Origin of the sequence: Klebsiella sp. K-3 (assembly GCF_051207495.1) — a bacterium.
Classification (GTDB): Bacteria; Pseudomonadota; Gammaproteobacteria; order Enterobacterales; family Enterobacteriaceae; genus Klebsiella; species Klebsiella aerogenes.
This window is the reverse complement of record NZ_JBPNXF010000001.1, coordinates 66949-86580: the sequence shown is the minus strand read 5'-3', so window position 1 is coordinate 86580 and position 19632 is coordinate 66949. Positions and strand designations below refer to the sequence as shown.

18 protein-coding genes are annotated in these 19632 nt (G+C 56.7%); 6 read left to right on the top strand and 12 right to left on the bottom strand.

Translation table 11 applies throughout. The features are described 5' to 3' along the window. Nucleotides 1-71: 71 nt before the first annotated feature. Complete coding sequence (locus ACSEMK_RS00405) at nucleotides 72-974, top strand: LysR family transcriptional regulator (RefSeq protein WP_087860411.1); 903 nt, start codon at nucleotides 72-74, stop codon at nucleotides 972-974. Here the strand turns inward: ACSEMK_RS00405 and malZ are convergent. The 5 genes from malZ to phoB form a co-directional block, all read right to left on the bottom strand. Next, a complete protein-coding gene (gene malZ / locus ACSEMK_RS00400; protein ID WP_430914449.1) occupies nucleotides 971-2788 on the bottom strand; it encodes a maltodextrin glucosidase in 1818 nt (605 codons plus the stop codon). The genes ACSEMK_RS00405 and malZ overlap by 4 nt on opposite strands. Before the next feature lie 146 nt (nucleotides 2789-2934). After that, a complete protein-coding gene (proY, locus tag ACSEMK_RS00395) occupies nucleotides 2935-4308 on the bottom strand; it encodes a proline-specific permease ProY (RefSeq protein ID WP_015368010.1) in 1374 nt (457 codons plus the stop codon). 123 nt (nucleotides 4309-4431) lie between these two features. Further along, nucleotides 4432-5751 carry a branched-chain amino acid transporter carrier protein BrnQ gene (brnQ, locus tag ACSEMK_RS00390; RefSeq protein WP_316425280.1) on the bottom strand — a complete coding sequence of 440 codons (1320 nt, stop codon included), beginning with the start codon at nucleotides 5749-5751 and terminating at the stop codon, nucleotides 4432-4434. A 413-nt stretch (nucleotides 5752-6164) separates the two neighbouring features. Further along, complete coding sequence (gene phoR / locus ACSEMK_RS00385) at nucleotides 6165-7460, bottom strand: phosphate regulon sensor histidine kinase PhoR (RefSeq protein ID WP_430914450.1); 1296 nt, start codon at nucleotides 7458-7460, stop codon at nucleotides 6165-6167. Nucleotides 7461-7481: 21 nt separating this feature from the next. Next, a complete protein-coding gene (phoB, locus tag ACSEMK_RS00380) occupies nucleotides 7482-8171 on the bottom strand; it encodes a phosphate response regulator transcription factor PhoB (protein ID WP_004099401.1) in 690 nt (229 codons plus the stop codon). Nucleotides 8172-8390: 219 nt separating this feature from the next. Here phoB and sbcD point away from each other — a divergent pair, with 219 nt between their 5' ends. Together sbcD and sbcC are read left to right on the top strand one after the other, a co-directional pair. Continuing rightward, on the top strand, nucleotides 8391-9593 hold the full coding sequence (gene sbcD / locus ACSEMK_RS00375) for an exonuclease subunit SbcD (RefSeq protein ID WP_113373725.1): 1203 nt from the start codon (nucleotides 8391-8393) through the stop codon (nucleotides 9591-9593). Continuing rightward, nucleotides 9590-12724, top strand: coding sequence for an exonuclease subunit SbcC (sbcC, locus tag ACSEMK_RS00370; protein WP_430914451.1), 3135 nt, complete (start codon nucleotides 9590-9592; stop codon nucleotides 12722-12724). Before sbcD ends, sbcC begins: the two co-directional genes overlap by 4 nt. A 36-nt stretch (nucleotides 12725-12760) precedes the next feature. Here the strand turns inward: sbcC and mak are convergent, their stop codons facing one another. Further along, a complete protein-coding gene (gene mak, locus ACSEMK_RS00365; protein WP_087860416.1) occupies nucleotides 12761-13666 on the bottom strand; it encodes a fructokinase in 906 nt (301 codons plus the stop codon). A gap of 91 nt (nucleotides 13667-13757) precedes the next feature. Here mak and rdgC point away from each other — a divergent pair, with 91 nt between their 5' ends. Beyond that, nucleotides 13758-14669 (top strand): recombination-associated protein RdgC, encoded by a 912-nt coding sequence (gene rdgC, locus ACSEMK_RS00360; protein ID WP_047050739.1) that lies wholly within the window; start codon nucleotides 13758-13760, stop codon nucleotides 14667-14669. A gap of 54 nt (nucleotides 14670-14723) precedes the next feature. Here the strand turns inward: rdgC and ppnP are convergent, their stop codons facing one another. The 4 genes from ppnP to aroL all read right to left on the bottom strand — a co-directional run bounded on the left by ppnP (nucleotide 14724) and on the right by aroL (nucleotide 16812). Next, nucleotides 14724-15008 carry a pyrimidine/purine nucleoside phosphorylase gene (ppnP, locus tag ACSEMK_RS00355; RefSeq protein ID WP_047044546.1) on the bottom strand — a complete coding sequence of 95 codons (285 nt, stop codon included), beginning with the start codon at nucleotides 15006-15008 and terminating at the stop codon, nucleotides 14724-14726. A gap of 87 nt (nucleotides 15009-15095) precedes the next feature. Further along, entirely contained in the window at nucleotides 15096-15773 is a 678-nt protein-coding gene (locus tag ACSEMK_RS00350) for an AroM family protein (protein WP_015704547.1), read from the bottom strand. A gap of 251 nt (nucleotides 15774-16024) precedes the next feature. Then, nucleotides 16025-16216: a YaiA family protein gene (locus tag ACSEMK_RS00345; protein ID WP_015368019.1), complete on the bottom strand. Its 192-nt coding sequence runs from the start codon at nucleotides 16214-16216 to the stop codon at nucleotides 16025-16027. Nucleotides 16217-16287: 71 nt separating this feature from the next. Further along, nucleotides 16288-16812 (bottom strand): shikimate kinase AroL, encoded by a 525-nt coding sequence (aroL, locus tag ACSEMK_RS00340; protein WP_032707531.1) that lies wholly within the window; start codon nucleotides 16810-16812, stop codon nucleotides 16288-16290. A 334-nt stretch (nucleotides 16813-17146) separates the two neighbouring features. Between aroL and ACSEMK_RS00335 the strand changes: the two genes are divergently transcribed. Continuing rightward, entirely contained in the window at nucleotides 17147-17854 is a 708-nt protein-coding gene (locus tag ACSEMK_RS00335; RefSeq protein ID WP_430914452.1) for a DUF2076 domain-containing protein, read from the top strand. On the opposite strand, the gene ACSEMK_RS00330 is transcribed toward ACSEMK_RS00335, so the two are convergent. Continuing rightward, nucleotides 17851-18309 (bottom strand): YaiI/YqxD family protein, encoded by a 459-nt coding sequence (locus ACSEMK_RS00330; protein WP_015368022.1) that lies wholly within the window; start codon nucleotides 18307-18309, stop codon nucleotides 17851-17853. The two genes, ACSEMK_RS00335 and ACSEMK_RS00330, sit on opposite strands and share 4 nt — an antisense overlap. 115 nt (nucleotides 18310-18424) lie before the next feature. Between ACSEMK_RS00330 and proC the strand changes: the two genes are divergently transcribed. Beyond that, nucleotides 18425-19234, top strand: coding sequence for a pyrroline-5-carboxylate reductase (gene proC / locus ACSEMK_RS00325; protein ID WP_015368023.1), 810 nt, complete (start codon nucleotides 18425-18427; stop codon nucleotides 19232-19234). A 46-nt stretch (nucleotides 19235-19280) separates the two neighbouring features. On the opposite strand, the gene ACSEMK_RS00320 is transcribed toward proC, so the two are convergent. After that, the gene (locus tag ACSEMK_RS00320) at nucleotides 19281-19592 is read right to left on the bottom strand and encodes a PsiF family protein (RefSeq protein ID WP_047078668.1); all 312 of its coding nucleotides are present in this window, start codon (nucleotides 19590-19592) and stop codon (nucleotides 19281-19283) included. Between the last annotated feature and the right edge of the window lie 40 nt (nucleotides 19593-19632).

Below are 19632 nucleotides of genomic sequence, written 5' to 3'. Positions count from 1 at the left end.
ATTTATTCACTGGAATTGAACATCGGCCTTCGGTAAAACAACATTATTATTAGACTGGCGGATCGAGACTAATGCGTTTAAACCTTGATGTACTTTTGATTCTTGATGCTCTGGATAGACATGGCTCTTTCGCGCTGGCGGCCGAGTCGCTATTTAAAACCCCCGCCGCGCTGAGCTATATGATCCAAAAACTGGAAAACGATCTGAACATCAGTCTGCTGGATCGTTCCGGGCACCGGGCGAAATTTACCGATACCGGTAAAATGATGCTGGAAAAGGGGCGCCTGCTGCTCAATGCCGCCAACGATCTGGAAAAACAGGCACAGCTACTGAGTTCCGGCTGGGAGCGGGATCTGGCGATTGCGCTAGACGACTCTTTTCCTTTCCAGGCCCTATTGCCGCTGATTGAAAAGTTTTACGCGCAATATCCGCAAACCCGGCTCAACTTTACCCACCATACTCTGGCGGGCTCGTGGGAAGAGCTGACTCACAACGGCGCGGATATTATTCTTGGGGCGATTAACGAACCGCCGACCTCCGCGGAATGGTCATGGAAAATGCTCGGCGCGATGGACAACGTGTTCGTTGTCGCGCCCGGCCACCCGCTGGCGGAAACAACCCAGCCGCTGACCAACAAACAGCTCAGCCTGCATCGCGCGGTGGTTATTAGCGATAGCGCCCGCTACTGTCATCCACTGAACAGCAACCTGCTCGATGAGCAGGAGCAAATCCGGGTCGATGATTTCGCCACCAAAGTCGCGCTCTTGCGCGCCGGTTTGGGATGCGGGTTCCTGCCCCGCCACATCGCCCGCCCGTGGCTGGAGAGCGGTGAGTTGCTGGAGAAACCGGTGATTTCGAGCCGTGAGAAAGATATTACCTATATGGCCTGGCGTAGCGGCAATAACGGTCTGGCTCAGCGCTGGTGGCGAGAGGCTATTCTCGAAGACAGCTGTCTGAGCCAGCTCTACCGTTAACGGCTACACCAGACGCTTGCGGAAATCGCGGGCAGACTCAGCACATCATCGTGCATGTCGCCCGCGCCTTCTTTACGCTGCCACGTTTTCCCCTCCAGCAATGGCGATACGTCGATTACCACCTCGCAGGCGTGACCGCGGTTTATCGCCACCAGCACCCGCTGCTGTTTATAAACGCGAACAAAGACCACCACGTTATCTTCCGCATAGATGACCTGGCAGCCGCCGTAGCGCAGCGCCTGATACCCCTTACGCAAGGTAGTCATACGCTTATATAACGCCAACAAGGTTTCATCCTGCAGCGACGGATCCCATGGGAAGGGTTTACGGCAGAAGGGATCGTTGTTGCCATCGACGCCGACTTCATCACCATAGTAAATACACGGAACGCCCGGCCAGCAGAACAGCCAGACCACCGCCAGCGGCAGTCGCGCCACATCTTTACCCAGCAAGGATTTGAAACGCGCGGTATCGTGGCTATCCAGTTGGTTAAACATCCGCAATTGCTGCTGATGCGACAGCCCGGCGCGATAGTTGTCCATCCACGCCATACAGGTTTGCGCATCGATGTGCTGCGGATCGTAGGAAATATCGGTATTAGCGAGGAACCCCCACAGCGGGAAGGTAAAACCGCGATAGTTCATCGCCGCGTCTTCGGCATCAGCCTGCAGCCACTGACGCGCGTCGCCAAAATGCTCGCCGAATACAAAAGCCTCCGGCTGCTCCCGCTTCGCCGCCTGGGTGATACCGGCAATATGGCGCAGGTTATTACGCGCCCCGCCATCTTCGCCCAGCATATGCACCACGTCCAGCCGCCAGCCATCCATACTCCACGGCGCTTTTAACCAGTGCCGCACCACGCTGTCTTCGCCCGCATAGATTTCGTTAACCAGGCTCGATGAACGGTAGTCAAGTTTTGGCAGACTGGCGTAACCCAGCCAGTTATGCGCCACCCCTTCCTGCGAAAAATTAAACCACTCACGCCAGGGTGAATCCGGCTGATGGCAGGCGCCATTGCTCGCCTGCTGGTGGCGATCGAACCACGGGTGCGAATCACCGGTATGGTTAAACACGCCGTCGAGGATTAGGCGCATCCCTTCACGCTGCGTATTGTGGCGCAGACGCAACAGCGCGGCATCGCCGCCGAACTGCGGATCGACACGGCGGTAATCAGCGGTATCGTATTTATGTACGCTGGGCGCGACGAATACCGGGTTAAGATACAGCGCGGTCACGCCAAGCTGCTTCAGATAGGGAAGTTTCTCGCTAATACCGTCGAGGTCGCCGCCATAAAAGGTCGAACCGCCCGCTTCGCCGGTCAACGGCTCGTCCCACGCTTTTAGCACAATATTCTGGCCTGCGGCATGATGGTAATAAACCAGGTCCTGCCCGGCTTCTCGCGCCTCGCTACGGGCAAAACGGTCGGGAAAGATTTGATAAAAGACCTGATCGGCGACCCACTGCGGGCCGCTATCTGGCACATCAACCGCAAACTGTTCCAGCCGCGCGGGCGGAAAACGCTGGAAACCCTGCGGCGTAAACCACAGCTGGCGGTCAGCCCACAGCAGCTTAAAGCTATAGCGACGGCGCGGCTGGCCGTTCATCAGGTTTATCTCTCCACGCCAGGCGACGACATCGGCGTGTGGGGATTGGCGCAGGCGCTGCATGGGCAACGACAGCTCTTCATTGTCTTCTTCCGCGCGCAGCGTAATTCGCTGCGGCATTGTTTCGCCGCTTAGCCACAATGTGATAACGAGTCGTTCCTGCTGCTCTTTAATAAAAGGAGCAACCGGCAGGTGCCAGGCCTTCAACATCATCATTCCTCTTTTTGCGTAATGGCCACACCTTGCCACAGTGAACAGGCGTATAACTCATCATCAATAGAATAATTGGGGGAGGAGAACGGAGGAGGATGTGATTTTCCGGGCCGCGGCTAAGCCGGACCCGGAAGAGCGGAGAATTACTGCGCCTGGGCTAACTGGCGATCGCGGCGGGTCTTAATTTTCCAGCCAACCAGCAGCAGCACGATCCACGCAAAGCCGACGTACAGCGAAATGCGGGTATCCGGATGGTAGCCGATAAGCGCGATGATAAAGACCAGGAACAGCAGGCCGACCACGGTAGTAGCTACGCCGCCCGGCACCTTAAACTTCAGCGCTTTCACCTCTTCCGGCGACAGGCGACGACGGAAAGCGATTTGCGACAACAGGATCATAATCCACACCCACACGGTGGCGAAGGTCGCCAGCGAGGCAATCACCAGGAAGACGTTTTCCGGCATGATGTAGTTGAGATAGACCGCAAACAGCAGCGCCACGGTCATCACCAGCACCGTCACCCAGGGCGTACCGCGACGCGACGTTTTGGCGAACACCTTCGGCGCGCTCCCCTGTTCGGCCATTCCGTGCAGCATACGGCCAACGCCAAATACGTCGCTGTTAATCGCCGATAGCGACGCGGTTAACACCACGAAGTTCAGGATGCCGGCGGCAAAGGTAATTCCCATATGCTGGAAGGTCAACACGAACGGGCTGCCGTTTGTGCCCACCAGGTTCCAGGGATAGATAGACATAATGACGAACAGCGTCCCCACGTAGAACACCAGGATACGCATCGGCACCGAATTAATCGCCCGCGGAATGGATTTTTCCGGATCCTTCGCTTCACCGGCGGTGATACCGATAATCTCAATCCCGCCGTAAGCGAACATCACCATCTGCAGCGACATCACCATTCCCAGCCAGCCGTTACTGAAGAAGCCGCCGTTACTCCATAAGTTATGAATACCGGTTGGCTGACCGCCGTTGCCAATACCCCAGATGATGATGCCGAAACCGGCAAGGATCATGATTATAATCGTGGCGACTTTAAAGAATGAGAACCAGAACTCCAGTTCGCCGAACACCTTCACGCTCATCAGATTGACGGCGCAGATAATCAGCACCACGCTCAGTACCCATATCCAGTGCGGCACCGCCGGGAACCAGACGCCCATATAGATACCGAAGGCGGTCACGTCGGCAATCGCGACGATCAGGATTTCAAAACAATAGGTCCAGCCGGTGATATAGCCGGCCAGCCCGCCGAGGTTCTCCTGCGCATAACGCGAGAAAGAGCTGGCGGAAGGGTTATGCACCGACATTTCGCCCAGCGCGCGCATGATGATATACGCCGCCACGCCGCCGATAATGTATGCCAACAATACGCTCGGCCCCGCCATTTTAATGGCGTCTGCCGAACCATAGAACAGGCCGGTACCAATAGCGGAACCAAGGGCCATAAAGCGAATGTGCCGGGTACTTAGCCCGCGCTTAAGCTTGTTACTACTTTCCATCGTGTTCCATGCCGTTTTTCTCGTTTGTGCTTTGCGGGGGCAAAACGCAAAAGGGAATGACCAAAAAAACAAAAAACCACGGGACCTTAAGTCCCGTGGTTAAACACCTGCGTAAAGCGTCGGTTAGTGGGCTTTTGAGACCACCGGGCTACCCGCTGCGCGATCGATGATCGCGGCCAGCACAGCCATCACCGCGGTTGGCAGCAACCATGCCAGACCTTGCGCTGCCAGCGGCAGGCTCGCGGTCCATTGCGGCAGGATATCTGCGAACGCCGATGCTTTAACACCGTCAATGATACCAAACATCAGGCTGATAAACATTGCCGGCGCGATAACGCGGGAGGAATTATGCCACCAACCGCGGGTAAAGCTTAATACCACCAGTGCGATACACGGCGGATAAATAGCGGTTAACACCGGAATCGAGATCTGAATCAGATGGCTGAGCCCCAGGTTAGAAACCGCCATGGAGAACAGGCCGAGAATAAACACCAGCGAACGATACGACAGCGGCAGATACTGCGCGAAGAACTCAGCGCAGGCGCAGGTCAGGCCAACCGCGGTGACCAGACAGGCGATAAATATCAATGCCGCCAGCAGGAAGCTGCCCGCGCCGCCGAAGGTATGCTGCACGTAGGAGTGCAGAATAGCCGCGCCGTTTGCCGACTGATCGACCAGCGTCGCGCTATCGGAACCCAGGCGGAACAGCGCCAGGTACAGCAGCGTCAGGCCCACGCCGGCCATCAGACCAGCCCAGACGGTGTATCGGGTCAGCAATCGGGCTTCGCTAACGCCGCGGGAACGCGCGGCATTGACGATAACGATACCAAAGACCATCGCCCCCAGCGTGTCCATGGTCAGATAGCCATTGACGAAACCATTAGAGAACGGCGCGGTACGATAGGCTTCCATCGCGTCGCTAATCGGGCCGGCCGGCCAGATAACCGCGGCCACCGCGAGCACGACCAGGGCGATAATTTTCAGCGGCGCCAGGAAGTTGCCGACGGTATCCAGCAGTTTGCCCGGATAGAGGGAAACCAGAATCACCAGCGCGAAATAGATAACGCTATAGATAAGCAGCGGCAGCCTGCCGTCGCCGGTCAGCGGGGCAATCCCTACTTCAAATGAAACGGTGGCGGTACGCGGGGTCGCGAACAGCGGCCCAACCGCCAGATAGCACACCACGGCCAGCAGAATGCCCGCAACTTTGCCGATTGGCGAGCTCAGACGCTCAACGCCGCCGCCGACTTTCGCCAGCGCGACTACCGTTAGCACCGGCAAACCCACGGCGGTAATCAGGAAGCCAATGGCTGCGGTCCAGACGTGTTCGCCGGCCTGTAAGCCAACCATCGGAGGGAAGATAATGTTGCCTGCGCCAACGAACAGCGCGAAGGTCATAAAGCCCAGCGCGATGATGTCGCGAGATTTTAACTGATGGGTCATAAATTCATTACTGCCTGTGGATGTGGTGTTGTAAAAAACGGAAAAATACCGTGCCTTCCTTTCGGGATGATACAGCGGCCATTGCCTGTAAACTCAGCGAGATATGCTCTCGAAGCGGCGTGGAAAAGAATTGTTTTTTGAATTACCACGCAAAAGCAGTCTTACCGGGACTGCATAGGGGGCAATTTAAACGCTTATAACGTTTTAAAGCAAGGTGGGATCGTAAAACCAGATGATTATGCTAACTATGATTTTGAACCTGGATTAATTGACCATAACGACGCAAAACGCGTGGCTAATCATGCGAACAATAAATAACCAGGCGTTCGTTTAATACGCAACGAAAAGTTGACTGCAAATGAAAATGACCAGCCGAAGCTGGTCATTGGCAAGGAAAGCTGACAGACGCCGCCTCAGGCGCCATTTTTGGCAATTAAACGTTCCGGCAGCAGGAAGCTAAAGCGCGTTCCCTTCCCGACCGTACTTTCGATTTCCAGCCGGCTTTCATGATGGCTAACCGCATGTTTCACAATAGCCAACCCTAAACCGCTGCCGCCGGTTTGCCGGGAACGCGCCTTGTCGACGCGGTAGAATCGCTCGGTCAGCCGGGGTAAATGTTCAGGCGCGATACCAGGGCCGTTGTCCTCAACGCTAAACAGCACGCCGTGTGGCGCCCGCTGCCAGCTGACGTGAATCTCAGTTCCCGCTGGCGTATGGTTAACGGCGTTGTACACCAGATTAGAAATCGCGCTGCGCAACTGCTCTTCGTTACCCATCACCTGGAGCGTTTCGTCGACGCTAAAGTGCAGCTGATGCTTACCCTGGCTAAGGGTTTGCGCCTCGCGCTCAACCACCCGCAGCATCATCGGGACGTCGATTTTATCATTCATCGCCAGCACCGGCGCGGCTTCAATACGCGAGAGCGTCAGCAACTGCTTCACCAACCCTTCCATCCGCTGCGTTTGCTCACGCATGGTGTGCAGCGCTTTTTCCCGCGTCGGCCCTTCCAGCACCTGCTCCTGCATCATCTCGAGATAACCCTGCAGTACGGTGAGCGGCGTGCGCAGCTCGTGGCTGACGTTGGCGAAAAAGTTGCGCCGCGCGCCTTCCAGCTGGTGCATTTGCGTGACATCGCGCGCCACCATCAACCACTGTTTATCGCTATAAGGCATCACGCGAATTTCCAGATGACGGGCGTTATTGAGCACCAGATTAAGGGGCTTGGTGAAATCACGGTTTTTCAGATAGTTAGCAAACTCAGGGTAGCGCAGCAGGTTGAGGATATTCTGCCCGCTATCGTCCGGCCAGCGTAGATTAAGGATTTGTTGCGCCAGGCCATTACACCAAAAGATGGCGCCCTCTTCGGTGGTGAGCACCACCGCATCGGGTAAGGATTCCGCCCCGCTGCGAAAGCGCTTGATAAGGCTTCCCAGCTCGCGGCGACGTTTTTTATTACGCATCTGCATTTGATGCAGACCATACAGCAGCGGTTCCCAACTGCCGCTTCCCGGCGGCGGCGTCATACTGCGGTCGACCCACAGCCACCATGACAGACGTAACAAATTCCAGAAATGCCAAATAAGCAACCCGGTCACCGCCGCCAGTAAAAACCACGGCAGATGACCGAAAAATGCCCCGAGGATCAGGGCCGGGATACAACATAAGAAAAGCTCAAGCGCCAGCCTTTTCCATGACAGCCGTTCCAGCACGGGTCACACTCCTGTCAAAATTCAGAAACGGGCGGAGAAACGATATCCCGTGCCGCGAACCGTCTGTACCATCCGGTCATGGCCGCTATGTTCCAGCGCTTTGCGCAGGCGGCGAATATGCACATCCACCGTCCGGTCTTCAACGTAAACGTTGGTTCCCCAAACGTGATTCAGCAGCTGCTCACGGCTGTATACGCGTTCCGGGTGGGTCATAAAGAAGTGTAATAATTTAAACTCGGTCGGCCCCATATCCAGCGGGTTTTCACCGGTCATGACGCGATGCGAGGAGGGATCCAGGCTCAGCCCCTGCATCTCAATCACCTCTTCGACCGCCATTGGCGAAATACGCCGCATCACCGCCTTAATTCGCGCCACCAGCTCCTTCGGCGAAAACGGTTTGGTAATGTAATCATCCGCGCCGGTTTCCAGACCGCGAACGCGATCTTCCTCTTCGCCGCGCGCCGTCAGCATCACCACCGGAATATCGCGGGTCATCGCTTCGCGCTTAAGCTGTTTAATAAACTGTAGCCCCGATCCGCCCGGCAACATCCAGTCGAGGAGAATCAAATCAGGCCAGGGTTCATTGAGTTGATTCACCGCACTGTCAAAATCTTCCGCCTCGACGGGCTGAAAGCCGTTTTGCTCCAGAACAAAGCAGACCATTTCGCGGATTGGAGCTTCATCTTCAACGACCAGAATTCTTCTCGCCATTATTTACCCTGTGTTTTTTAGCCATCAGTATAGAAGTGCGCGGCCATTATGCGTCAGATTTGTGACAGATTTATGAAAAAATGACCGTCTGATGAATGCGGATTTTTAATGATGACACGCACTTAACGCATCCAGTCTCACCGTAATAGGGCAAAAGGAATACGGGCGGCGGGATCGACGTTATAATGGCCGCCTGGCTTTTATCGCAACGGAATTTTTATGCGCATCCTTCATACCTCCGACTGGCACCTCGGCCAGAACTTCTACAGCAAAAGCCGCGCGGACGAACACGCCGCCTTTCTCGACTGGCTGCTGGCGCGCGCGCAGGAACACGAGGTGGATGCCATTATCGTCGCTGGCGATATTTTTGATACCGGCTCTCCGCCGAGCTACGCCCGCGAACTGTATAACCGTTTTGTCGTTCAGCTGCAGCAAACCGGCTGCCAGTTGGTGGTGCTGGCGGGCAATCACGATTCGGTGGCGACGTTAAACGAGTCGCGCGAAATTCTCGCCTTTCTGAAAACCACCGTGGTCGCTAACGCCGGCCACGCGCCCTTTATCTTACCGCGGCGCGACGGCACGCCCGGCGCGGTCTTCTGCCCGGTGCCGTTTTTGCGCCCGCGCGAACTGGTGGTCAGCCAGGCTGGCCACTCCAGCGGTGAAAAACAGCAGCAGTTACTGACCGCCATCAGCGACTATTATCAGCAGCAATATCAGCAGGCCTGCGATCTGCGCGGCGAACGCGTATTACCGATCATTGCCAGCGGCCACCTGACCACCGTCGGCGCCAGCAAAAGCGACGCGGTCCGTGAAATCTATATCGGCACCCTCGACGCCTTCCCGGCCAACCGCTTCCCGCCCGCCGATTACATCGCGCTCGGCCATATTCATCGCGCCCAGGTGGTTGGCGGCTGCGAGCATATTCGCTACAGCGGTTCGCCGCTGCCGCTGAGCTTTGATGAAACCGGAAAAAGCAAAAGCGTTAATCTGGTCTCGTTCAGCGAAGGCAAGCTCAGCGAGGTGACGCCGCTGCCGGTGCCGATCACCCAGCCGCTGGCGGTATTGAAAGGTGATTTCGCCAGCATCAGCGAACAGCTTCAGCAGTGGCAGGATAGCGCGCAGCAGCCGCCGGTCTGGCTGGATATCGAAATCACCAGTGATGAATACCTGCACGATATCCAAAGAAAAATTCAGCAGCAGACCGAATCGCTGCCGGTGGAAGTGCTGCTGGTGCGCCGCAGTCGCGCCCAGCGTGAACGCATTCTGGCCGGCGTTCAGCGAGAAACGCTGAGCGAACTGCAGGTTGAGGAGGTGTTTGCCCGCCGCCTGGCGCTGGAAACCCTTGATGCTCCGCAGCAACAGCGGCTGGAGCAACTGTTTACGGAAACGCTGCATAGCCTGAACGGTGAGGAACACCTGTGAAAATCCTGAGCCTACGCCTGAAAAACCTCAACTCGCTGAAGGGCGAATGGAAAATCGACTTTACCTCAGAACCATTCGCCAGCAATGGGTTATTCGCAATTACCGGGCCGACCGGCGCCGGGAAAACCACCCTGTTAGATGCCATCTGCCTCGCGCTGTACCACGAAACGCCGCGCCTGAGCAGCGTATCGCAATCGCAAAACGATCTGATGACCCGCGACACCGCCGAGTGCCTGGCGGAGGTTGAATTTGAGGTACGGGGCACCGCCTATCGCGCCTTCTGGAGTCAGAACCGCGCCCGCAACCAGCCGGATGGCAATCTGCAGGCGCCGCGCGTTGAGCTGGCGCGCTGCGACGACGGTAAAATTCTTGCCGACAAGGTCAAAGACAAACTGGAGCTGACGGCATCGATCACCGGCCTCGACTATGGGCGCTTTACCCGTTCAATGCTGCTTTCGCAGGGGCAATTCGCCGCTTTCCTCAATGCCAAACCGAAAGAGCGCGCCGAGCTGCTGGAAGAGCTCACCGGAACGGAAATTTACGGGCAAATTTCCGCGCAGGTCTTTGAAAAACATAAACTCGCCCGCATTGAGCTGGAAAAGCTGCAGGCGCAGGCTTCCGGCGTCGTACTGTTAAATGATGAGCAAGAGCAGGCGCTACAACAAAGTTTGCAAGTACTTACTGCTGAAGAACAGCAACAGCTTGCCGAACAAACCCGTCAGCAAAATGGCCTACAGTGGCTGCGCCGCCGTCAGGAGCTAAACGCGGAAGCCACCCAGGCGCAGGCCGCTTTACAGCAGGCGTTACTGGCGCAGAAAGCCGCCGCGCCGCAGCTGGCTGCGCTCCAAGCCGCGCAGCCGGCAGAGCAACTGCGCCCAATATGGTCGCGGCTCCAGGAACACAGTACCGCGCTGGCGCAAACCCGCCGTCAGGTTGAGGAAGTAAATACTCGCTTACAGGACAGCCTGCGCCGTCGCGCCGGGATCCGCCAGGCTGCCCAACAACGGCTGGCTCAACTTGAAACCAGCCAGCAATCGTTGAATGAGTGGCTTAAAGCGCACGAGCGATTCCAGCAGTGGAGCACGGCGCTGGCGGGCTGGAAAGCCACCTTCCAGCAGCTTAACCGCGACGCTCAGCAACAGTTGACGCTACAACAGCGCCTGCAGGATGCCAGCCGCAAGCTCGGCGAATTGCCGGCCACCGCGCTAACCCTCGATGCGCAGCAGGTCAGCCGCGAGCTGGCACAGCATGCCGCCGCCCGCCCGCTGCGCCAACGGCTCTCAACCCTCCATCGCCAGCTGCAACCGCTGTACCTGCGCTTGCAGCAGCTGCAGAGCGCGGAAAACGCATCGCAGCAGGAAAAAGAGAAGCTTGAAGCCGCGCTACAACAGCGGCGTCAGGCGTGGAAGGAAAAAAACCAACAATTCAGCGATGTAAAAGCCATCTGCGAACTGGAAGCGCGTATCGCCGGGCTGGAAGCCGAGCGCGCCCGCCTGCAGCCAGGCGCGCCTTGTCCACTGTGCGGTTCCGAGCATCATCCGGCGGTCGCGGAATACCAGGCGCTGGTGCCCGGCATCAATCAAACTCGCCGCGACGCGCTGGAGCGTGAAGTGCGACAGCTGGCGGAAGAAGGCGCGCAGCTGCGCGGCCAGCTTGAAGCACTGCTTAAACAACAGCAAAAAGACGCTGACGAGAAAACATCGCTTCTGCAGCAGGAGCAAGCGCTCACCTCTCAATGGCAAGACACCCTCGCGGAATTGGCGATTGCGCTGACGCCGCAGGATGATATTGCCGGTTGGCTTGATAGCCAACAGCAGCATGAACAGCAGCTGTATCAGCATCAACAACGTCTGGCCTGGCAGGCGCAACAGCAGGAGAGCCAGCAGCAGCTGCAGCAGTTACAGCAGGATCTCGAACAACGCCGTAGCGCGCTGCATGCAGAGCTTGCTGTGTATTCGCTGGAACTGCCGCCTGCCGCGGAGGCTGACGGCTGGCTGGCCCAGCGTGAAGCCGAAACCCGCGGCTGGCAGGCGAAACAAAATGAAGCCGCCGCCCTGCAGGAACAGCGCCAGCAGTTAACGCCGCTGCTGGAAACCCTGCCTGAGTCAACGGAAACCGCGGATCCCGCACCGCTGGAGGGCTGGCGGCAGGTGCATGATGATTGCCTGGCGCTACAGAGTCAGTGGCAAACGCTGAGCCAGCAGGAAAGCCAGCAGCAGGCGCTGGTGAAGGAAAGCGAAAAGCAGTTTACCGCCGCGCTGGCCGCCAGCCCGTTTGTCGATCGGGCTGCATTTCTTGCCGCTCTGCTTGACGAGGCAACCCGCCAGCGGCTGGAACAACTCAAGCAGACGCTGGAAAAAGACGTTCAGCACAACCAAACGCTGGCCCTGCGGGCGCAGGCGTCGCTTGAACGCCATCAGCAACAGCCGCCCGCCGATATTGATATTAATCAGCCGCTGGAGCAGCTAGAGAATAGGCTGGAGCTGCTGGCGCGCCAGTTGCGGGAAAACAGCGCCCGTCAGGGGGAGATCCGCCAGCAGTTGAAGCAAAACAGCGATAACCAACAGCGCCAGCAATCATTGCGCCAGCAGATGGAACAAGCCGCGCAGCAGGTCGAAGACTGGGCGTGGCTGAATGCGCTCATCGGTTCAAAAGAGGGCGATAAGTTCCGTAAATTCGCCCAGGGACTGACGCTGGATAATCTGGTGTGGCTGGCTAACCAGCAGCTCAACCGCCTGCATGGTCGCTACTTGCTGCAACGCAAAGCCAGCGAGGCGCTGGAGCTGGAAGTGGTGGATACCTGGCAGGCCGACGCGGTGCGCGATACCCGCACGCTTTCCGGCGGCGAAAGCTTCCTTGTGAGCCTCGCGCTGGCGCTGGCGCTATCTGACCTGGTGAGCCATAAGACGCGGATTGATTCGCTATTCCTTGATGAAGGATTCGGCACCCTCGATAGCGAAACGCTGGATACCGCGCTGGATGCGCTCGACGCGCTTAACGCCAGCGGCAAAGTTATCGGCGTGATTAGCCACGTCGAGGCGATGAAAGAGCGTATCCCGGTGCAGATTAAAGTGAAAAAAATAAACGGTCTGGGATACAGTCGGTTGGAGAAAGCGTTTGCGGTAGAGTGAAGTCTTCCCCTCTCCCACTGGGGAGAGGGAATGAGATCATAGCGGCCACAGCCATGCCGCGCCGCGTACGCCGCTGGAATCGCCGTGCATCGCCTGGCGAATCGGCGTCTCGCATTCTCCGCCGAATACCCACTGCTTCACCAGCCCCGGTACCGTTTGATACAGGCGTTCGACATTGCTCATCCCGCCGCCTAACACAATGACATCCGGGTCGAGGATATTCACCACATGCGCCAGCGATTTCGCCAGCCGCTGCTCGTAGCGGCTAAGCGCCAGTTCGGCCTTTTCGTCACCGTCACCCACCAGGCGCATAATCTCGCTGCCGGTTAACGGTTTTCCGCTCAGCCGCTGATAGTCGGTGGCGAAGCCGGTGCCGGAAATAAAGGTTTCAATACACCCCTGCTTGCCGCAGTAACAAGGGACCTGTTGGCGGTAGATCAGCTCATCTTCATCCATCCACGGCAGCGGGTTGTGTCCCCATTCGCCGGCAGTGCCATTGCCGCCGATATGCGCGCGCCCGTTCAACGCCACCCCCGCGCCGCAGCCGGTACCGATAATGACCGCAAACACGGTTTGCGCCCCCGCGGCCGCGCCATCAACTGCTTCCGAAACCGCCAGGCAGTTAGCATCGTTGGCAAGCCGGACCTCACGATTGAGGCGCTGGCTGAGGTCTTTATCGAAGGGTTGTCCGTTCAGCCAGGTCGAGTTGGCGTTTTTCACCACCCCGCTATACGGCGAAATCGAGCCGGGGATGCCCATACCGACGGTGCCGCGCTGCCCGGTCGCCTGCTCGGCCATCTCCACCAGCGAGGCAATGGTCTCGATGGTCTGGCGATAATCCTCCCGCGGGGTTGGCAAGCGGTGGCGAAATAACTGCTGGCCCTGCTCACTCAGGGCGATAACTTCTGTTTTTGTTCCACCTAAATCAATACCAATACGCACAGTCTGCTCCTCACCCCGATTAACAATGCAAGCATAGCGACAATTCGCTATCATGCCCGCCTGATTTAACGACAAAGCCGTGGAAATTATCATGCTGTGGTTCAAAAATTTAATGGTTTACCGTCTGAGCCGCGATATCGAATTGCGTGCCGAAGAGATGGAAAAACAGCTGGCCGAGCTGACATTTACCCCTTGTGGCAGCCAGGATATGGCGAAAACCGGTTGGGTATCGCCGATGGGATCGCACAGCGACGCGCTGACGCATACGGCAAACGGCCAGATCGTTATCTGCGCCCGTAAAGAAGAAAAGATCCTGCCGTCGCCGGTGATCAAACAGGCGCTGGAAGCGAAGATCCTCAAGCTCGAAGCCGATCAGGGCCGCAAGCTGAAGAAAACGGAAAAAGATTCGCTGAAAGATGAAGTTCTGCACTCGCTGCTGCCGCGCGCCTTTAGCCGCTTCAGCCAAACGATGATGTGGATCGATACCGTCAACGGCCTGATCATGGTGGACTGCGCCAGCGCGAAGAAAGCGGAAGATACGCTGGCGCTGCTGCGTAAAACGCTGGGCTCGCTGCCGGTGGTGCCGCTGACGCTGGAAAACCCGATCGAGCTGACGCTGACCGAATGGGTGCGCTCCGGTAGCGTGGCTCAGGGCTTCCAGCTACTTGACGAAGCCGAATTGAAAGCGATGCTGGAAGATGGTGGCGTGATCCGCGCGAAGAAACAGGATCTGGTGAGTGATGAGATCGCCGTACATATCGAAGCGGGTAAAGTGGTCACCAAACTGGCGCTCGACTGGCAGCAGCGTATCCAGTTTGTGATCTGCGACGACGCATCGATTAAACGTCTGAAGTTCTGCGACGAATTACGTGACCAGAATGAAGATATTGACCGCGAAGATTTTGCGCAGCGTTTTGACGCCGACTTTATTTTAATGACCGGCGAGCTGGCGGCATTGATTCAAAATCTGGTGGAAGGCCTGGGCGGCGAAGCCCAACGCTAATGCGTCACCTTCCTGCCGGGCCCGCAAAGTGGACGCGGCAGGAAGGTGCTTAAATTACAGATAACGGCACAGGTAGGAAGTTGGTTCAGCCACCTGCAGGTGGAATTCGCTATTACCCGGCACGTTAAACACTTCGCCTGCCGCATAAACTTTCCATTCCGTTTCCCCAGGCAACAGTACGTTCAGTGCGCCGCTGACCACGGTCATCTCTTCCGGCTGAGCGGTGCCAAAGGCGTATTCACCCTCTTCCATCACCCCAACGCTGGCGCGGCCGGTACTGCTGCTGGTGAAGCCGATAGATTTCACTTTCCCTGAAAAATACTCATTGCTTTGAAGCATAAACAAGACCTTATCATCGTTGGTTGAAGCTTCAATATAGGGGGCGCTCCTTGCCCCTGTCACGTAAAATTAATCGATAACGTCGGGTTAAACTAATAGTTCTGCCGCCAGTCGCGAAACCAGCACATTTGACAATAATACCGGGACATCCAGCGCCTTTTGTAATACGTCGCGGTGATGCTGATGATAGCCAAGACAGTCGAGCACCAGTACATCCGCCCCCTGTTCGACTAAACCTCTTCCTGCATCCAGCAAATCGCTATCGCTGCCGCCCATCGGATTCGCCAGCGCATAGTAAGGCGTATTTTCTAAAGTGAGCCACTTTTGTCGCTGCAGGGGCAGGACTTCTTCAACGGGTACAATCACGCCCACCTGATGGCCATCGACAATCGATGCCACCAGCGGCGGAATAATCCGTTCAGGCTCAAGAAGGATAGCGTTGTGCGTCGCAAGGCCGCTCAACTGCTCGGAACTGAGAAGAAGAATGACATCATATTCCTGCCGATCCAGCATCTCGATAACGCAGCGCAGATCGCGCTCCACCTTTTGGCGGGAGACTTCCACCAGTTGGTTGTCATTGAGTAAGGTCAGCAGCCCCTGGTCGCCGGATTCCACGGCATAATCTTCCATAACGTCTTCACGCGTCATTTTACCTAACAGGCTAATATGGGTGATCTGCTCTTCCCTGATATGTTCGGTTAACAGCGGCAAAACTTCCGCCACCGGCGCTACGCCAATGGTCAAAATTGCCATCGTTGCACTCATATCATGTACCTTTTCACTACCACTGCTTCAACACAGGCTTTTCACACACGACATCCGCCCCCCTGGTGAGTAAAAATCAACCGTCGAGAAGCGTAGCAGCTCAGCGCCGCTGCGGAATGTAAAGATTCCAGAAGTTTCAGAGTCGCTCCTGAAAAATCCGTATGTTAGGTATTCATTAGTACCATTGATGAATTAAAAATGTGAGCTGGGCCCGGTATTGCCATCTTCATGACGCAAACCGGGCCGGGGGATTAGGTTTTCTCGGGATCTTCGTAACGCCGTTTGGCGTCTAACGCTTCCTGCTCGGAGGGATGTTCGCTGATTAGCGAATCGGGTGTCGGGTAATCCGCACGCAGCTGATACCAGGTGACCGTCTGACCCGCGGCGCCTTTTTCGACGGCGACAACGCGTGCTTGTCTCGGATAAGGGGGTCTGTTTGGCATTGTTCTTCCTTTTTCGGCTGTCAGAACAATTAAGTATAGGCTCCGCTTTCCCCCCTGACCCAGGTAAAATCCTAACTTACCGTCACATCGCACAGCATGGTCATAATCTGTTCAACCACCGCATCCGGCGTCGCGGTGGCGTCTACGGTATGATGGGCGGTTTCGCGGTACAGGGCTTCCCGCTGCGCCAACACTTCGCCGACTTCCTCGCGGACGGGCTTACCGGTCAGCGTTGGGCGTTGTTCCGCCTGCGGATAAGCTTCCAGCCGCTCAATCAAGGCGTTAACAGAAGCCTGCAGATAGATCACGATGCCGTTTTCACGCATAAACAGACGATTGCGTTCAGCAAGAATAATCCCTCCGCCGGTCGCAATCACCGTATCCGGCAGCGTAACGGCCTTCAGCGACAGCGTCTCCAGTTCACGAAAGCGCTCCCAGCCCTCTTTCTGCACGATTTCCGCTACCGTGCGTTTCTCATGAGCCTGTAAACGATGATCGGTATCGGAAAACTGGAAATGCAGCGCGCGCGCCAGGGCATGGCCGATCGTCGTTTTACCGCAGCCTCGCGGCCCGATGAGAAAAATTGGTTGTGTCATTACCGAAGACCCCCTGGTTCCGCGTGTCGCGGAGAAATAAAGGCGAAAAGTACGCCATGATACCTGCAAATGCCTGCCACGATAACCGTAAAATAATCGTTACATTTTTTAGGGAACCCTATTTACCATAGAGTTTGAATGGATTCCGCATGTAAACTTATCATTGCATTTAGTGTTATGCCAGCTTTACTTAAAGTCGAAGGATTATTTTTTATCCATCGTTTGCCGTAAACGGTAACACATTTCTGCACAGCTTTACGCTGCAACATATTTACAACACCGGCCGACCGTCGCACTCTGACGGTAAATGACCCGTGTGACAGAGGAATGTATCATGCAATCTGAAGAACAACGCCTTATTGATGGCCTGTTTTCCCGTTTAAAAGAGGCCGAGACGCACAGCGCATCGCGCGACGCCAGCGCCGAGGAGCGGATTGCCCAGCACGTAACCCAGCAGCCGGCGGCCCCGTACTATATGGCGCAAACTATCCTGATTCAGGAAGCGGCTATCAAACAGCTTAACGACCGCATTCAGGCGCTGGAGGCGCAGGTTAGCCAGCTGCAGGCGGCAAAACCGAGCAGCGGCGGCTTCCTGTCGGGCCTGTTCGGCGGCGGCCAGTCCCGCGGCGCCGATCCGATTCCCGGGGCCGAGCAATATGGCCGCCCGCAGGCCAATAACGCGCAACCGCAGTATGCGCCGCAGCAAAACTATGCCCCGCAGGCGGCCGGGCGCAGCGGCGGCGGCTTTATGGCGGGCGCGCTACAAACCGCGGCCGGGGTGGCAGGCGGCGTGGTGCTGGGCAATATGCTGACCAATATGTTCAGTGGTTCACATCCGCAGGAGATCGTGAACATCATCGATGAACAGCAGCCGCAGCAGCAACAAGACGTCAGCCCGGCGCTGGATAATAACGCCGCCGAGGATCCGTTCCGCCAGCAGGACGATCCTTTCCTGGCGGACAACAACCCCCTTGACTCCGATTTCGACGCCGGCTTCGGCAATGACGATGATTTCGGTAGCGATGATGACAGCTGGGTTTAATCCTGCTGGCGTTTAACCGCCAGCAGCCACTTTTCCAGCTCGGCGGCGAATAACTGCCGATCGCGCTGCGATAAACTATCCGGGCCGCCGGTCTGTACGCCGCTGGCCCGCATCGTCTCCATAAAATCACGCATCGTCAGGCGCTCGCGAATGGTCGCCTCACTGTAGCGCTCGCCGCGCGGATTCAACGCCGCGCCTCCTTTCGCCAGCACTTCCGCCGCCAGCGGGATGTCAGCGGTGATCACCAAATCGCCCGGTTCACAGAGACGGACAATCTCGTTATCGGCAACATCAAAACCCTGTGCCACCCGTAGCGCGCGGACGTAGCGCGACGGCGGAACCCGCAGCGACTGGTTGGCGACCAGCGTCAACGGCGTCTGCGTGCGTTCGGCGGCGCGGAACAAAATTTCTTTAATGACATTCGGACACGCGTCCGCATCTACCCAAATCGCCATTTCGGCTCCTGTCGTTGGCAAAGGTTGCGACATTGTCGCCTGCTTTTCTCCCCCAGAAAAGCGCCAGGATGATAAGCTAGTGGGATCGTAACGAAAAATGCAGAGGGGAAAGGTAATGGATAAGAAAATTGGCTTTATCGGCTGCGGCAACATGGGTAAAGCCATTCTCGGCGGCCTGATCGCCAGCGGACAAGTGCAACCGGCGCAAATCTGGGTCTATACCCCATCGCCGGACAAAGTTGCCGCCCTGCATGACCAATACGGTATTAATGCGGCGGAAAGCGCGCAGGAAGTCGCTCAGGTCGCCGATATCGTCTTCGGCGCGGTGAAGCCGGGGATCATGACCAAGGTATTAAGCGATATCGCATCCAGTCTGAACAAAGATTCGCTGGTGGTTTCGATAGCCGCAGGCGTCACGCTGGATCAGCTGGCGCGGGCGCTGGGCCACGATCGCAAAATTATTCGCGCCATGCCGAACACGCCGTCGCTGGTGAACGCCGGGATGACCTCCGTAACGCCAAACGCGCTGGTCAGCGCGGAAGAGATCGCCGAGGTGTTAACCATTTTCCGCTGCTTCGGCCAGGCGGAAACCATCGCCGAACCGATGATTCACCCGGTGGTTGGCGTCAGCGGTTCCGCGCCGGCTTACGTCTTTATGTTTATCGAAGCCATGGCCGATGCCGCCGTTCTCGGCGGTATGCCGCGCGCGCAGGCCTACAAATTCGCCGCGCAGGCGGTGATGGGGTCAGCGAAGATGGTACTGGAAAGCGGCGAACATCCGGGTGCGCTGAAAGATATGGTCTGCTCGCCGGGTGGCACCACCATTGAAGCGGTTCGCGTACTGGAAGAGAAAGGTTTCCGTTCAGCCGTTATCGAAGCAATGGCAAAATGTATGGAAAAATCAGAGCAACTGAGCCGTTCCTGATAAGCCTTAAAGAGACTACGGGTGAGGCGCCGCCCCACCCGTCATCTTATTTCTTCAGGCAGGTACTCATAAACTTATTACGATCGTCACCCTTCAGCGATTTCGACGACGCTTCTTTGCTACAAGCGCTCATCTTCTGCTGTTGAGGCGTCAGCGTCTTGCCGGCCGCTGGCGCATCTTTCTTCAGGCAATTGCTCATAAAAGCTTTACGTTCATCACCCTTCAGCGACTTTGACGCCGCTTCGGTATTACATACGCTCATTTTCTGCTGCTGAGGCGTTAACGTTTTATCTGCGGCACTTACCGCGGCAACAAAGACCAAACCAAAAAGTAGGGTTACCAGAAATGTTATTTTCATCACACCATCCCTCTGTTAGTGGATCTCTGTAAGTCTGGTC

Excerpts from the sequence above, each read along its gene's own strand:
- malZ (WP_430914449.1), bottom strand. The coding sequence starts at position 2,788 with ATGTTGAAGGCCTGGCACCTGCCGGTTGCTCCTTTTATTAAAGAGCAG.
- aroL (WP_032707531.1), bottom strand. The coding sequence starts at position 16,812 with ATGACACAACCAATTTTTCTCATCGGGCCGCGAGGCTGCGGTAAAACG.
- sbcD (WP_113373725.1), top strand. The coding sequence starts at position 8,391 with ATGCGCATCCTTCATACCTCCGACTGGCACCTCGGCCAGAACTTCTAC.
- ACSEMK_RS00350 (WP_015704547.1), bottom strand. The coding sequence starts at position 15,773 with ATGAGTGCAACGATGGCAATTTTGACCATTGGCGTAGCGCCGGTGGCG.
- proC (WP_015368023.1), top strand. The coding sequence starts at position 18,425 with ATGGATAAGAAAATTGGCTTTATCGGCTGCGGCAACATGGGTAAAGCC.
- ACSEMK_RS00320 (WP_047078668.1), bottom strand. The coding sequence starts at position 19,592 with ATGAAAATAACATTTCTGGTAACCCTACTTTTTGGTTTGGTCTTTGTT.
- ACSEMK_RS00335 (WP_430914452.1), top strand. The coding sequence starts at position 17,147 with ATGCAATCTGAAGAACAACGCCTTATTGATGGCCTGTTTTCCCGTTTA.
- brnQ (WP_316425280.1), bottom strand. The coding sequence starts at position 5,751 with ATGACCCATCAGTTAAAATCTCGCGACATCATCGCGCTGGGCTTTATG.
- proY (WP_015368010.1), bottom strand. The coding sequence starts at position 4,308 with ATGGAAAGTAGTAACAAGCTTAAGCGCGGGCTAAGTACCCGGCACATT.
- ACSEMK_RS00345 (WP_015368019.1), bottom strand. The coding sequence starts at position 16,216 with ATGCCAAACAGACCCCCTTATCCGAGACAAGCACGCGTTGTCGCCGTC.
- ppnP (WP_047044546.1), bottom strand. The coding sequence starts at position 15,008 with ATGCTTCAAAGCAATGAGTATTTTTCAGGGAAAGTGAAATCTATCGGC.
- ACSEMK_RS00405 (WP_087860411.1), top strand. The coding sequence starts at position 72 with ATGCGTTTAAACCTTGATGTACTTTTGATTCTTGATGCTCTGGATAGA.
- ACSEMK_RS00330 (WP_015368022.1), bottom strand. The coding sequence starts at position 18,309 with ATGGCGATTTGGGTAGATGCGGACGCGTGTCCGAATGTCATTAAAGAA.
- rdgC (WP_047050739.1), top strand. The coding sequence starts at position 13,758 with ATGCTGTGGTTCAAAAATTTAATGGTTTACCGTCTGAGCCGCGATATC.
- phoB (WP_004099401.1), bottom strand. The coding sequence starts at position 8,171 with ATGGCGAGAAGAATTCTGGTCGTTGAAGATGAAGCTCCAATCCGCGAA.